At 62.3% G+C, this 13,522-nt stretch carries 15 protein-coding genes; 3 read left to right on the forward strand and 12 right to left on the reverse strand.

The genetic code is table 11. The features are described from left to right. Positions 1-29 precede the first annotated feature (29 nt). On the reverse strand, positions 30-632 hold the full coding sequence (locus ICM05_RS08520) for a hypothetical protein (protein ID WP_188024140.1): 603 nt from the start codon (positions 630-632) through the stop codon (positions 30-32). Between the two features lie 100 nt (positions 633-732). On the opposite strand from ICM05_RS08520, the gene ICM05_RS08525 reads away from it, so the two are divergent. After that, complete coding sequence (locus ICM05_RS08525; RefSeq protein ID WP_188024141.1) at positions 733-1,431, forward strand: SDR family oxidoreductase; 699 nt, start codon at positions 733-735, stop codon at positions 1,429-1,431. 327 nt (positions 1,432-1,758) lie between these two features. Here ICM05_RS08525 and ICM05_RS08530 read toward each other — a convergent pair whose 3' ends face one another. The 11 genes from ICM05_RS08530 to ICM05_RS08580 all read right to left on the reverse strand — a co-directional run bounded on the left by ICM05_RS08530 (position 1,759) and on the right by ICM05_RS08580 (position 11,888). Then, the gene (locus ICM05_RS08530) at positions 1,759-2,316 is read right to left on the reverse strand and encodes a DUF6434 domain-containing protein (protein WP_215401766.1); all 558 of its coding nucleotides are present in this window, start codon (positions 2,314-2,316) and stop codon (positions 1,759-1,761) included. Between the two features lie 73 nt (positions 2,317-2,389). Beyond that, entirely contained in the window at positions 2,390-3,424 is a 1,035-nt protein-coding gene (mutM, locus tag ICM05_RS08535; RefSeq protein WP_188024142.1) for a bifunctional DNA-formamidopyrimidine glycosylase/DNA-(apurinic or apyrimidinic site) lyase, read from the reverse strand. Then, positions 3,425-4,204: a ribonuclease III gene (gene rnc, locus ICM05_RS08540; protein WP_370566771.1), complete on the reverse strand. Its 780-nt coding sequence runs from the start codon at positions 4,202-4,204 to the stop codon at positions 3,425-3,427. It lies immediately after the preceding gene. A gap of 7 nt (positions 4,205-4,211) precedes the next feature. Beyond that, positions 4,212-4,415: a 50S ribosomal protein L32 gene (gene rpmF / locus ICM05_RS08545; protein ID WP_188024143.1), complete on the reverse strand. Its 204-nt coding sequence runs from the start codon at positions 4,413-4,415 to the stop codon at positions 4,212-4,214. Between the two features lie 17 nt (positions 4,416-4,432). Further along, complete coding sequence (locus ICM05_RS08550) at positions 4,433-5,002, reverse strand: DUF177 domain-containing protein (protein WP_188024144.1); 570 nt, start codon at positions 5,000-5,002, stop codon at positions 4,433-4,435. Then, positions 5,002-5,496 carry a pantetheine-phosphate adenylyltransferase gene (coaD, locus tag ICM05_RS08555; RefSeq protein ID WP_188024145.1) on the reverse strand — a complete coding sequence of 165 codons (495 nt, stop codon included), beginning with the start codon at positions 5,494-5,496 and terminating at the stop codon, positions 5,002-5,004. The genes ICM05_RS08550 and coaD overlap by 1 nt, the downstream gene beginning before the upstream one ends. A 38-nt stretch (positions 5,497-5,534) precedes the next feature. Then, positions 5,535-6,227 carry a response regulator transcription factor gene (locus ICM05_RS08560; RefSeq protein ID WP_353055862.1) on the reverse strand — a complete coding sequence of 231 codons (693 nt, stop codon included), beginning with the start codon at positions 6,225-6,227 and terminating at the stop codon, positions 5,535-5,537. Positions 6,228-6,304: 77 nt separating this feature from the next. Further along, positions 6,305-7,666 carry a histidine kinase gene (locus ICM05_RS12975; protein ID WP_188024146.1) on the reverse strand — a complete coding sequence of 454 codons (1,362 nt, stop codon included), beginning with the start codon at positions 7,664-7,666 and terminating at the stop codon, positions 6,305-6,307. Positions 7,667-7,687: 21 nt separating this feature from the next. Next, positions 7,688-8,587, reverse strand: a complete 900-nt coding sequence (locus ICM05_RS08570; protein WP_188024147.1) for an ABC transporter permease — start codon at positions 8,585-8,587, stop codon at positions 7,688-7,690. Positions 8,588-8,647: 60 nt separating this feature from the next. Continuing rightward, on the reverse strand, positions 8,648-9,565 hold the full coding sequence (locus ICM05_RS08575) for an ABC transporter ATP-binding protein (protein WP_188024148.1): 918 nt from the start codon (positions 9,563-9,565) through the stop codon (positions 8,648-8,650). 133 nt (positions 9,566-9,698) lie between these two features. After that, the gene (locus tag ICM05_RS08580) at positions 9,699-11,888 is read right to left on the reverse strand and encodes an ATP-dependent DNA helicase RecG (RefSeq protein ID WP_188024149.1); all 2,190 of its coding nucleotides are present in this window, start codon (positions 11,886-11,888) and stop codon (positions 9,699-9,701) included. A gap of 119 nt (positions 11,889-12,007) precedes the next feature. Here ICM05_RS08580 and ICM05_RS08585 point away from each other — a divergent pair, with 119 nt between their 5' ends. Together ICM05_RS08585 and rsmD are read left to right on the forward strand one after the other, a co-directional pair. Then, positions 12,008-12,811: a tyrosine-protein phosphatase gene (locus tag ICM05_RS08585; RefSeq protein WP_188024150.1), complete on the forward strand. Its 804-nt coding sequence runs from the start codon at positions 12,008-12,010 to the stop codon at positions 12,809-12,811. A 14-nt stretch (positions 12,812-12,825) separates the two neighbouring features. Beyond that, a complete protein-coding gene (gene rsmD, locus ICM05_RS08590) occupies positions 12,826-13,467 on the forward strand; it encodes a 16S rRNA (guanine(966)-N(2))-methyltransferase RsmD (protein ID WP_188024151.1) in 642 nt (213 codons plus the stop codon). Positions 13,468-13,522 lie beyond the last annotated feature (55 nt).

Raw genomic sequence — 13,522 nt, forward strand, 5'->3', positions numbered from 1 at the left:
CGTGGGTGATCCGCCGAATGGAGCAGGGATTACTCGAACGAGAACTCGACCTTTGCAGTGGGATCGACACTCATCACGATGTTCGTGTAGAAGGTGCGCGCCTGCGATTTCAGGATGTCGAGGTTCTTGGCGACGTAGGCGTCCTCATTCTCGGCGCTGAGAATTCGGTTCGTCATCTCACTCTGATTGATCTCGCCCGCGGTGCCACTCAGGATCCCGCCAACCTCAAGCATGTCGTCGAACTGCACGTCACCGTTCCCGACGAAGATGAACTTCGGAATCGCGATGTGGTACTCGTTCTCGTCCACCTCGGAGATGCGGACCTTCCCACCATCGATGCCAAGCTTTGCGGTGAAAGAGTAGGGCAGGAATGCCTTCTTGCCGCTGCCGGGCACAGACAGACCCCAGATTTCGCCGTGCGAATCGGTTTGCTCAAGGCCCTGGATGCCGAGACTCATCAGCACGACCTGATCCTCGCGCTGGACCGACATGACGACCTGCGAGCTGCGGCTTTCGGTGACTGTGGTTGGGGTGGGAACACCCCCTTTAACAATAATGACGGTGACGAAAGCGGTCGCCGTGATGAGAACAAGCGTTCCGAAGGCGATCAGCACAGCACGAAGAGTCTTCACGTTCAGCAGATTAACAGCAATCGCGAGAAACTTGCGTAGCAGAGGCACAGTCAACAGATTCACAGACGCAACATGTCATGTGTCTGACACACTCGAGGACATGAGCATCATGGTGGTGGGCGGCAGCAAGGGCCTCGGTCGAGCAATCGTTGAAGCGCTGCGTTTAGATGGCAGCACAGTGGTCGGCGTCTCACGAAGCGCACCGAGCGACTTGGCAGGTCCTTGGATCACCGCCGACTTCTCAACTCCAGAGGCCGCGGTCGCCACGTTGGCGGATCAGTGCCCCACAGACCTCGACACCCTCATCTGGAACTTGGGCATCTGGGAACCCACCGCATTCACCGACGCGTACCGTTTCGACGCCGCCCCGGACACGGTGACGGCCGAGCTCATCGCAACGAACGTGACGGCACCTATCCTCGCGCTCCGAGCGCTCATTCCGACATTGCTTGCAAGTGGCGCGCCCCGCGTGATCCTCACAGGCTCGACCTCCGCGCTTCGCCAAAGCGGTCGCCCGGAGGTTGCGTTTGGTGCAAGTAAGACCGCGCTGAATGGGATCGCTGATGCACTGCGCGAAAGCTACCGCGAGGAGGGACTGCGGGTCACCACGCTGCAACTCGGCGACCTCAACACGGAAGACGGGCTCGAAGTTGCTGCCACCGATGCCGCAAGCCGCGGAGATGGCGCGCTGGTGCCTGTTCACGATGTGGTCTCGATGATCCGCGCGCTACTCTCATTGTCTCCGGCATCCTTCGTTCGCGAGATCGTCATGCCCGCGGTGCGTGATCCGCGGTTCTGAATAGCCAAATCGCATCAGGCTCCGGGGATCCATCGCCACGTGAGAATCGAGCAACCTAGGCTCGAGATCATGAGAATCCTGCTTACATCGCTAAGCGCCCCGCCTACTTCTTCGCATCCTTCGGAAACATGAATTCCGTCTGCGACACCTTCTATAACTGGGATATTGACGCTGCGTTTGCACTCGTCAGGCCGCTGCACGTCGCGAACGGGATCGGATTCGCAGTTGTCGTGGCCTCTGTGATCGCGGGCCTACTGATTCTCAGCAATAGGCGGCGAGAACCTCAAACATTTCACCAGACACGTTGAGCAGGCCCACTGAGGGGATCTACACCTTTCCGCGCTGATCTGTCGGACGGGAGCGGTACTCTTGCCACGCGTTGAGAAGTTCGGATCGCGCGCCTGTGGGATTAGCCTCGTGCCACGCTCGGGTAAAGCGGTTGTACTCGAACTGCGAGTCAATGGGCTTCGCCCCTTGACTGCGCGTCGAAATGTAGTGCTCGAGCGCATCTCCGAGAGTTTGCATGCCATCCACCCCCGCGAAGAAGGCACGCATCTCACCGTCGAATCCGAAGGACGGACCCACCTGATCAACGAACCACGCCCTGACGACCTGGCTGCACCGCTGGCCTACGGGGATCACCGTTGCGGCTGTGAGTGGCGCTGCTAGCTGCTGGCCGGCATGGCGAGGTGCCCGCTGCGGCTCCACGAATGCGATGCCGTCGAGCTTCGCTGCTATGCGCCGCGTGAGCAGGTCTTTCTCGCCCGTTGCGCGGATACCCAAGTACCTGGCGAAATCGGAGAGCTCGTCCTTGAGCCAGTACCAACGGCGCAATTCGGAACTCGTCAGGCTGTCTGTCAGCTCAGGGCGTTTCTCTCCAGTCACGCAGCAAAATTCTACCGGAGCGAGGTGGTTCCCCGGCTACCGTGCACCACGTCGAAGGAGCGATTCGTTCCAGTCAGCTGCTCGGCGCGGAGGCTCGACGCTGACACTTCGGGCAGAAGTGGCTCGAACGCCCACCAAACGGAATGCGCGAGATCTCAGCACCGCACCGCGGGCATGCTTCTCCCCCGCGACCGTACGCGTTCAGTGAGTGCGCGAAGTACCCAGCCTGGCCATTCACGTTGACGTACTGCTCGTCGAAGCTCGTGCCACCCTCACTGAGCGCCTGACCCAGCACCTCGCGCACGTGGCCAAGTAGCTCACGCACCTTGCGCGGGCCGACCGCACGCCCTGGAGTATCCGGGTGCAGACGAGCACGCCACAGCGACTCATCTGCATAAATGTTGCCGATGCCGCTCGCGACCGCCTGGTCAAGCAGCAATGCCTTCACGCCGGTTCCGCGCGATCGCACTCGCGCTGCCCAACTCACGTCGTCAAACGCGGGATCCAGCGGATCACGCGCGATATGCGCCGCCTGCGCAGGAATGAGCGCAGGCGCGACCGGCGCACCGCCGGCGCTCGCCTCACCAGCAGCCCGCAGCAGACCGTTGCCGACGAAGCCGCCGGGAGCTCCATCATCGGTCGGCACAAGCTCATCGAGGGCGAGCGAGCCGAAGAGCCGCTGATCCGCGAAATCCAATCGCAGCTCGCCGTGCTCGGGATGATCGATCCAGATGCGGATCCGCACGTGCCGGTCATCAGCGGCCTCGTGCGCGCGCAGCAACATCTGCCCGCTCATGCCCAGATGCGCGAGAAGCGCGAGGCCTGACGCCCCGCGCTCGCTCGCGACCGGAATCCACATGAACTTCCCGCGCCGTGCGGGTGCACCGAGCACGACACCGGTCAGCCGGCGCTCGAAGTCGGCGGCGCGGATCGCAGCAGCCTCCGAGGTGAGCGTCACGCCGTGCCCACCGCGCCCGTCGTCGCCCACCATCGGCACATGCCGTTTGAGTGCACGTCCGTCGAGCACCTCGACGCCGACGATGCGAGCGCCGTCCACCGCGGGTGCAAGCCCGGCGCGGACGACCTCAACCTCGGGAAGTTCAGGCACTTAGCGGCGCTTTCGCTTTGCCGCGCGCTCTTGCAGCTGTTCGACAGCGTCGCGCGCCGCAGCGAGCTCTGCCGTCTTCTTGCTGGTGCCCTCGCCACGACCGCGAATGCCACCGAGGCTCACGCGCGCCACGAAGCGACGATCGTGATCAGGGCCAGCACCCATGGTTTCGTAGGTGGGGTGCGGTTCGCCACGCTTTGCGGCCTCCTGCTGGAGCTGCGTCTTCGGGTCGAGCGCCTTGGTGAAGCGCTTGCGATCCGCAAACAGCGGCGCAACCAGGTCGAGCACGAAGGTGTTGGCGATCGCAGGCGTGGTCGACAGGAAGACCGCACCAATCACGGCCTCAACCGTGTCGGCAAGGATCGAGTCCTTGTCGCGGCCACCGCTCTTCGCCTCGCCCTTGCCCAGGCGAAGCGATGCGCCAAGGTTCAGGCCGCGCGCAATCTCAGCGAGTGCAACCGTTGACACCAGAGCTGAACGTCGCTTCGCCAGCTCGCCCTCAGGCAGGTCTGGGTAGTCGTTGTACAGCTTTACTGTCACCGCTTGCCCGAGGATCGAGTCCCCCAGGAATTCAAGTCGCTCGTTGTGCGGAGCATGATCATGCTCAAACGCCCACGAACGATGAGTCAGTGCAAGTTCTAGAAGCCCGGGGTCTACGTCAACGTTGAAGGGACGGAGAAAGCCGCCGAACTCACTCTGAGAGGAGTCCGACGGCTTTACACCTTCTGCGTGAGACGCAGTCTTCGCGTTCCCCGGGATCGAATGTTCTTTCCCGTTCACGTGAGACTTAGGCGTCTGCGACCTTGCGGCCCTTGTACTCGAGGAACAGAGCGTTGCCCTGTGCGTCCTCAACTACGCGTGCGCGGTGGGGCAGGCTGTACACGGTACGGCCATTCTCAACGGTCTTTACCAGCTTGGGCGCAACAGCCTTCCATGCCGAACGGCGGTGGCGGGTGTTAGAGCGCGACATCTTTCGCTTGGGAACAGGCATGATGCTCTCTTTCCTACTTAGTCAGATTCAGGCGAACCCGAACCATTTGATTCTGCAGCTTCGACGGGCTCAGTCACGGTTTCTGCGAAACCAGCCAGAGCTGCCCAGCGCGGATCTACGATCCCGCCGTGCGATCCTTCATCCTCTACATCACGCAACTCACCAGACTCGGGATCGAGTCCCGGGCAGTCGGGGCGACACACAGGTTGAAACGGCAGTGCAAGCACTACCGCGTCTCGAAGCGTCGGTTCGAGATCTACATGATCTCCTTGAACCAAGCTTTCTTCGGCCTCACTGGGAGTATACGCGAAAAGTTCCTGGATTTCGACATGAAACGGCGTGGCGAACGTCTCAAGGCAGCGTCCACACTCAGCGTCCATCGTCGTGTTTACGTCGGCAGTTACGAGGACACCCTCGTGAACCGACTCGAGCTTGAGGTCGATCTCGATCTCGCTGCCCTCACGAACCTGGGCGAGCGCCTCGCCAAATGTTTCGGGTGCGACGATCGTAATTTCACGCTCGCGCATCTCACCGGGGCGACCCATCAGGTCGCGTACCTCAATGAGGTAGGGGTTTTTCTGAGCCATTATGCAAGCCTTGCCTTTTCAAGGAACCGCGATACAGGTGCGGGAACATAGCCGCTGACGTCGCCGCCAAGCTCAGCTACCTGACGCACCAGCGTGCTCGATACATGTGCGTGCCCGGGTTCGGGAAGCATGAAGATCGTCTCGACGCCCGCGAGGCTGCGGTTCATCAGCACCATCGGGGTTTCGTATGCGACGTCAATCTGCGAGCGAATGCCCTTGACGAGCACTGACGCGCCCACCTCGGTGCAGTAATCAACGAGCAGCCCAACCGACCACGAAGCAACAATGATGTTGTCTGGCATGCCAGGCGTTTCATTGAGCGACTTCTTGATAAGGTTCACGCGCTCAGCGATCGGCAGCATCGCTGCCTTACTTGGATTGTGCACGACGAGCACGTGTACCTCGTCGAACAGCTCCGCGCTTCGGCGGATCACGTCAAGGTGACCGAGAGTGATCGGATCGAATGATCCGGGTACCACTGCAATCTTCTTCATACCTAAGAGCATATGACCCCGACCATCACTCATGCTGATTACAGGCCGTGATCTCGAGCGAAAATCACCGCTTGGACGCGATCACGCAGCTCAAGCTTTGCGAGAATTCGCCCCACGTGGGTCTTCACGGTCGATTCTGAGAGGAAGAGATCCGCGCCAATCTCGGCGTTGTTTCGCCCGGTCGCGATGAGCGCAAGCACATCCCGTTCACGGTCGGTCAGCACCTCGAGCGCTGACGCGTCCCCCGCGGCAGCCTGCTCTTCACCGAGGAGGACACCACCGGCGCCCGTTTGCATCTGCTCAAGCATCCGTCGAGTGACCGCCGGCGCCATGGCCGCGTCACCTGCCGCGACGCGTCGGATGGCGTCGACCAGCTCCGTCGGCCGCGCGTCCTTCAGCAGGAAGCCACTTGCCCCGGCACGAATCGCACCGATCGCATATTCATCGAGGTCGAACGTTGTCAGCACGAGTACCCGCACGTCTGGGAATTCCTGCACGATGCGCTCAGTAGCTTCGATGCCGTTCATTCCTGGCATTCGCACATCCATGAGGACGACATCGCACGCGGTCCCCTCACTACTCAACCGCGCAAGCGTTGCGAGTGCTTCGCGCCCATCGGAGGCCTCTCCAACGACCGCGATGCCGGCCTCAGCCATGAGGACCAGGCTGAATCCTGTGCGGATGAGCTCCTGGTCATCGACCAGCATTACGTTGATGGTGCCTTCGGTCACGCTATGTCCTTTGTTCGTCAGTTGTATTCTCGCAGCAGTCACTGCATCGCGCACGGCCTGCGCAGCATGCTGCGTTGCTAGTTGGCGTTCTTTGCTCCGGAGTCAGCGCGGATCTCCGCGCGCACGAGCCAGCCTCGGCCGTCAGGCACCGGGCCTGCGTCAAGCGTGCCGCCGAACATGCGCGCGCGCTCCCGCAGACCCTGCAGGCCACGCCCAGAGCCAAGACCAGTGACCGGTGGCTGGGCGCCAACCGAACCGAAGTCACGCACGGCGACCTGGGCAAGGTTCGGGCTGTGTGAGATCCGCACCTCCACTTGTGCACCAGTGCCCGCGTATCGCAGCACGTTGGTGAGCGACTCTTGCACGACTCGGTAGATCGCGAGGCCCTGGCCACGGTCACCTGTTTCGGCACCCTCGGTGACGAGTGTCACGCGCAAACCTGCGTCATTAAAGTCGCGGATCAGTCCAGGCAGGTCGCTGAGCCCCGGTGTGGGGGCAAGCTCAGCTTGACCGCTGTCAGGGGTGATCGCGCCGAGTAGGCGCCGCATTTCCGCAAGCGCGGTGCGGCCAGTCTCAGCGCTGCGCTGCATGGCATTTGCCGCGGCCTCGGGCGAAGCCGTCACCGCACGGGAAGCGCCCTCTGAAAGCGCGATCATGACCGATACCGAGTGCGCTACGATGTCATGCATCTCGCGCGCGATTCGGGAGCGTTCTTCGGCGACGGCAAGTTGAGCCAGTTGCTCGCGTTCGCGTGCGAGCTGATGGGCGCGGTCGAGAATGGCATCGACGTACCGACGACGATTACCGATATTGATACCAGCGAGCAGCACCGCGAGCATCCACGCAGCGGAGATGAGCATGAGCGTGATGAATTCACCCATGCTCTTATGACTCGGCCCCATTGCGACAACGAGCGAACCCGACGCGCTGTTCGGGTTTGGCGTGATCCAGTACTGGAGCACCGTTCCGAGCATGACAATGCCGTATCCAGCCCAGCCAGCCCGCGCACTGCGGTACACCGGAACCGCGTAGAGCAAGAAGATCAGCGCGATGCCAGTTGCGAGCGCCTGAATTCCGTGGTCACCAAAGCTTGCCAACACACCTGCGGCGAGCGCAAGCAATGGGTACTTGCGTCGGAAGAGGAGTGCTGCCGAGATGACGGCAATGCGGAGGACCGCGAAAGGCCACCACGGCCAGGTGAGGTATCCGGGCATTGGGGAGTCCGGGACAAATTCACCTGTGGCGGGATCGGCGACGAAGGCCGCGTCGACGACATCCAGTCCGATACCCATGAGACAGCCGATGATGAACCAGACGACGATGAAGATGTCTACGGCGAGTGGGTGTGCGGCGAGCGCCCGCCGGATGAATCCTGGCGGGCGCGGGAGCCGGATCTCCTCAGTGTTGAGTGAGGTTGCGGGCTGGGGCTGTTGGGTCACATTCTCACCTTAGTGAGTGGATTATCGCGCGTCACGCTTGGCGAACAGGATGCCTGCTGGGACGAGGGTGATGGTGGCCCACCCGAACATGCAGAGGAGTGCCTTCCAGTACCCGAAGGGCTCGTAGGCGTACTCGGGGTCCTGGATACCTTGCGCGAGGGTGGAACCGAGCTGGTCAGGAAGGTAGCGGGAGAGCTCGTATGGCCATTCCCAGGTGCTGAATCCGGCAAGGATTGCGACTGCGATAGGGAGGACGAACATGATGCCGACGACGACAACGATGCCGCCCGCAGTTGAGCGCAGGAGTGCTGCGATACCGAGCGCGAATACCGTAATGAGGGTGAGGAAGAGGGTCGTACCGAGGATGCCGGTGACGACGGGAGCCGAGAGGGCCTGGTCTCCTGCCGTGGGGAAGGAGAGGATGGCAAGGCCGAGTGATGTGATTGTGAGGATGAGTCCCATGCCCAGTGCAAGCGCTGCGGTGACGATGGCTTTGGCGATGAAGACTGCCTTGCGGCCGGGCACGGCGATCAGGGTGGAAAGGATCATTCCGCTGGAGTATTCAGATCCGATAGCGAATACTCCGAGCGCCCCGAATACGAGTGCCATGAACGGTGATGCGAAGGTCGCAACGGTGAGCAGGTAGGACTGATGCATTTCAGCCCCGGCGTTGGCGAAGTCTGTTGTCGCGTATTCAGAGCTGGCGACCAGTGCGATGAGCAGGTTGAGGGCGATGCCTCCCACCAGGGTGAGGAGCACGATGATACGGATACTCCGGAGCGAGCTGAGCTTAATCCATTCTGAGCGGATCACTCCCCCAAAGCTGAGCCGTGGTGCTTCGGTGAGCCCTTTGGCGAGTATCCCGACCGGGCGGGATACCGCGCGTGAGGCGATCGGTGCGGTACTGGTTGGTGTGGTCATCGCTACATTGCTGCTTTCGTTGCTGGGTGATGCGCGTTACTGAGGGTCGCCGTGCGGGCGTTAGACAGTCTCGTACTCAAGGACGTCTCGGGTGATCGCGAGGTAGGCATCTTCGAGCGATGCCGTTACTGGCGTGAGCTCGTGCAACGCAATACCCGCATTCGCTGCGCAGGTGCCGACCGTCTCCGCGCTCATACCGGTAACGGTGAAGCGGTACTCGCCAAGTGAGTCAATCTGGGGCGTCTTCCCCGAAGCACTCGCATCGAGGAGCATGGCGACGAGCTTTGCCGCTTCTGGGCTCCCCACGGTGACGCGCGCCTGATGCGTTGTCGCGAGCAGAGCACCGATGGGTGCGTCTGCCACGACCTTGCCCTTGCCGAGCACAATGAGGTGATCTGCCGTCTGCGCCATTTCACTCATGAGGTGGCTCGAGAGCAGGACGGTGCGCCCCTCAGCTGCGAGCTGTCGCAGCAGGTGTCGTACCCAGAGCACGCCATCAGGGTCGAGCCCGTTTACCGGCTCGTCCAGAATCACCGTGTGCGGATCCCCCAGCAACGCCGCAGCAATTCCGAGCCGCTGTCCCATGCCGAGCGAGAACCCGCCAACGCGCTTGTGAGCAACCTCGGTCAGGCCCGCTTGTTCGAGCACCGCGTCAACACGCGCGTCTGGAATACGATGCGTTGCGGCGAGGGCACGAAGATGGCTGCGCGCTGATCGCCCGGGATGCACACCCTTTGCGTCCAGGAGTGCACCCACCTCTGCGAGCGGAGCCGACGAGCGCGTGAAGTTCTTGCGTGCGATGGTGACGGTGCCAGAGGTTGGCCGGTCGAGCCCGAGCATGAGCCGCATGGAAGTCGACTTGCCTGCACCGTTCGGGCCCAGGAAGCCGGTCACCTGTCCCGGCCGAATGTCAAAGCTCACGTCTTCGAGCGCTGTCTTACGGCCATACAGCTTAGTGAGGCCTCGTGCTTCGATCATCGGGTGTCCTTTCGCATGGGTGCGTAAGAGACACGTTAGGCACTGGGAGGTGGTGGGCGGATCCCCCTGAGGGATTCTGTCCGTAGTACCTGGGTACCAGGGGATCCTGACATCCGGGCAGAGTTCTCTCTGGTCAGGACTTTGCGAGGTTCTCGAGCCTGCCGCTCTCGCCGTACTGCGCCAAACGGGCGGCGAGAATTGGATGTTCCGAAAGCGCAGGGTCGGCTGTGAGCAACGCTTCGGCCACGTCTCGTGCGTGCGCGATGATGTCGCCATCCTTCGTCACCCGCAGCAACTTGAGCGTCGACCCGTTACCCGACTGCACCGTACCGAGGATGTCACCCTCGCGACGCAGATCCAGGTCAATCTCCGCGAGCACGAAGCCATCGCTCGTCGCAGCGACAGCTTCGATCCGCTCCCTCGCCTTGGTGCCCTGCTCAGCCGTGGTCATCAGCAGGCACAGACCGGGGTGTTCGCCACGACCGACACGGCCGCGCAACTGGTGAAGCTGGGAGACGCCGAAGCGATCCGCGTCCCGCACGATCATGATCGACGCGTTCGGCACGTTCACACCGACTTCGATGACGGTCGTGGCGACGAGGATGTTCGTGCGTCCGCTGGAGAACTCCCCCATGACGCGATCCTTTTCGTCGCTCGCCATCGCGCCCGTGAGCGCTTCGATCTGCATGCCTTCGAACTGCGGCATCGAACGGAGCCAGGCCACGGTTTCCATGACGTTGGCCATGGGCTTTGCTGCTTTGCCGTCTTCTGCATCATCGGGTGATGCCGCTTCTGGATCCTCTGCCTTGCCGCCCGGTTCGATCGCGGGACACACGACGTACACCTGGCGACCAGATGCGATGTCTTCGGCGGATCGGGCCCACACGCGCGCCGCACGCCGCGGCATCTCGAGCTCCGGCACAACAAACGTCTCAATACCCTGACGCCCAGGCGGCAGCTCACGGATCGTCAGCGTCTCAAGGTCGCCAAACGCCGTCAGCGCGATCGTGCGCGGAATGGGCGTTGCGGTCATCGCGAGGACGTGCGGCTGCGCACCCTTCTGCCGCAGCGTCTCGCGCTGCTCCACACCGAACCGGTGCTGCTCATCGACGACAATAAGACCGAGGTCGTAGAAGGACACCGTGTCACTGAGGAGCGCGTGGGTGCCGACGGCGATCCGCGCGGTGCCAGAAGCGAGGGACAACAGCGCGCGCTTGCGTTCGGCCGCAGGCATCTTGCCGGTGAGCAACACTGGGTTGAGCTTCGCAGTGAGATCCGGGCCAAGCGCCTCGACAATCGAGCGGAAATGCTGCCCCGCCAGCACCTCGGTCGGTGCGAGCATCGCGCTCTGGCCGCCGTCCTCAGCAACCTGGAGCATCGCACGCAACGCCACCAGCGTCTTACCCGAACCCACCTCGCCCTGGAGCAGGCGGTGCATGGGGCGTTCCGAATCCATTTCAGCGCGGATCACCTGACCCACCGCGCGCTGATCGCCCGTGAGTGAGAACGGCAGCGCATCATCGAACGCGTCGAGCAGGCCGCCGCTCACCGCGCTGCGCGCCCGGCTCTCAGCAATTTGCATCCGCATGCGTCGCGCAAGGAGCGCGAGCTGCAGGTCGAACGCCTCACGGAAACGCAGACTCTGCTGTGCGCGCTGCCAATCGGAGTCGCGTTTGGGGCGATGAATCAGCTCGATCGCCTGGCCGAGCGGCAGAATGCCCTCAGCACGCTGCACCTCGGCCGGCAGCGGATCTTCAATCGGGGCAAGCGCATCGAGCACGAGCTCGACAGAGCTCTGGATCGTCCACGTCGGCACCTGCGCTGTCGCAGGGTAAATCGGCACGGGGGTTTCCGACCATGCCTTTGCGGCAGCCTCATCGAGCAACTCTGCGCCCGGGGCTTCATCTGGGTCATCGAACAGCTGATAATCAGGATGCTGCAGTTGCAACCGGCCCTGGTACGCATTCACTTTGCCTGCGAACGTTCCGCGCACGCCGGGCTTGAGCTTTTCCGCCTGCCACTTCTGGTTGAAGAAGGTGAGCGCGAGGGTGCCGACGCCGTCGGTGATCCGCACCTCGGTCAGCACGCCGTTCCGGCGTTGCATGCGCCGCTCACGCGCATCGAGCACCTGCGCGACGACCGAGACTTGCTCGCCAATCGGCAACGAATCAAGCTGCGTGAGCTCGCCACGCTTCGAGTACCGGCGCGGCACATGATCGAGCAATTCACGGGCGGTGCGGATCGCGAACGCCTTCTCAAGCGCCTTCGCGGTGCGCGCGCCGACCACGTCTGCGATGCCGGAATCGAGCGTGACGGAAACCATGTCTCCAGGCTACGCGGTCAACGAGTCAGGATATTGACAGCTTGCCGCACGCCGCAGAATCATTCTCGTTCGCTACACTCGCAATACAAGGGACAGAACAATCGAGACAAGGACGTCATATGAGCCAGCTTTCTTCCCGCACCGTCGCGCTCGCAACCGCACCGAACATGCGCACCCTTGGAGGCTTGGAAGTGTCGGGTGGGCGGATCCGCGAAGGCCTCATCTTCCGTTCGGCCACGCTCGCGCACCTGTCTGAAACCGATGGCTTGGCATTCGCAGAGCTCGGTATCAAACTGGTGTTTGATCTGCGCACCAAGGGCGAATGCGCTGCGCAGCCTGATCGACTACCAGCAGGTATTGATCTGGTGAACCTCGATGTCCTCGCCGATAGCCCGGTTGATCTTGCAGCAAGCATGGCGATGCTAGATAAGGATCCTGCGGCCACCAACGCGATGCTCGCTGGCGGCAAAGCAGTCTCGATGCTTGAGCACTCCTACTGTGACATCGTTTCGCAGCCTTCCGCGCGGTGGGCGTATCGGACATTCTTCGAAACCCTGTCTGAGCCGGGTGAGACTCTGCCCGCACTGTTCCACTGCACGACCGGTAAGGACCGCACCGGCTGGGCAGCTGCCGCGCTGCTACTCCTTCTCGGGGCAGATGACGAGACCGTGCGCGCCGACTATCTGCAGACCAACGTCGATCTGCTTCCTGCGCTGACCCCATTGCTTGACAAGGCATCTGCAGCAGGGATTGATCCAGATTTGCTGCTCCCGGTGCTGTCCGTACAGGAAAGCTTCCTCGATGCCGCGTTGGGCGAGGTGGAGAAGCGTTTCGGGTCCATGCAGGGCTACTTCACTGAGGGGCTCGGGCTCAGCGAGTGCCGCATCGACGCGCTGCGCGAGCGGTTCGTCGTCGCGAACTGAAATACACTTGAGGCGTGACCAGAATCATCGCAGGAGCAGCCGGCTCGCTCACGCTCGACGTCCCCAAGGCAGGCACTCGACCCACGAGTGACCGTGTACGTGAGGCGCTCTTCTCGAGCCTTGAAGCATGGGGCATGCTTGAGGGTGTCAAGGTGCTCGATCTGTATGCAGGTTCTGGCGCACTCGGATTCGAGGCAGTGAGCCGCGGGGCGGTAGAGCTCGACCTTGTCGAAAAGCACGGTCCCGCAGCGCAGATCGTTGCACGCAATGCAACAAAGATTCAGGCGTCGCTGCGCGGATCCTCTCCGCGCATTGACGTTCACCGTCAGGCAGCTGCGAACTACCTTTCCGGTTGTGCCGAGGTTCCGATGTGGGACGTGGTGTTTATCGACCCGCCGTACGACCTTGGCGAGGCAGAGCTCGTTGAGAACCTTGAGGCTGTCGCGCTGCGCCTTCGTCCGCAAGCGCTCATTATGGTGGAGCGGTCGAGCCGCTCGCCCGAGCCAGCATGGCCTGCCGGCATCGTCCTGTTCAAGAAGAAGTCGTACGGCGAGACTGCCGTGTGGTGGGCGGAGTCGGCCGAAAGCGCGGCAGCGAATGCCGCCGACGATGCGAACACTGATTCGGGTTCCGAAGGATCGGAACCCGCCGAGTAGCATTCACCCGACTGCAAGCGGACACGGGCACCGTTCGCACAGGCGCCGCAGCGAG

Source organism: Leucobacter sp. cx-42 (assembly GCF_014529985.1).
In the GTDB taxonomy this organism is placed as follows: domain Bacteria; phylum Actinomycetota; class Actinomycetes; order Actinomycetales; family Microbacteriaceae; genus Leucobacter.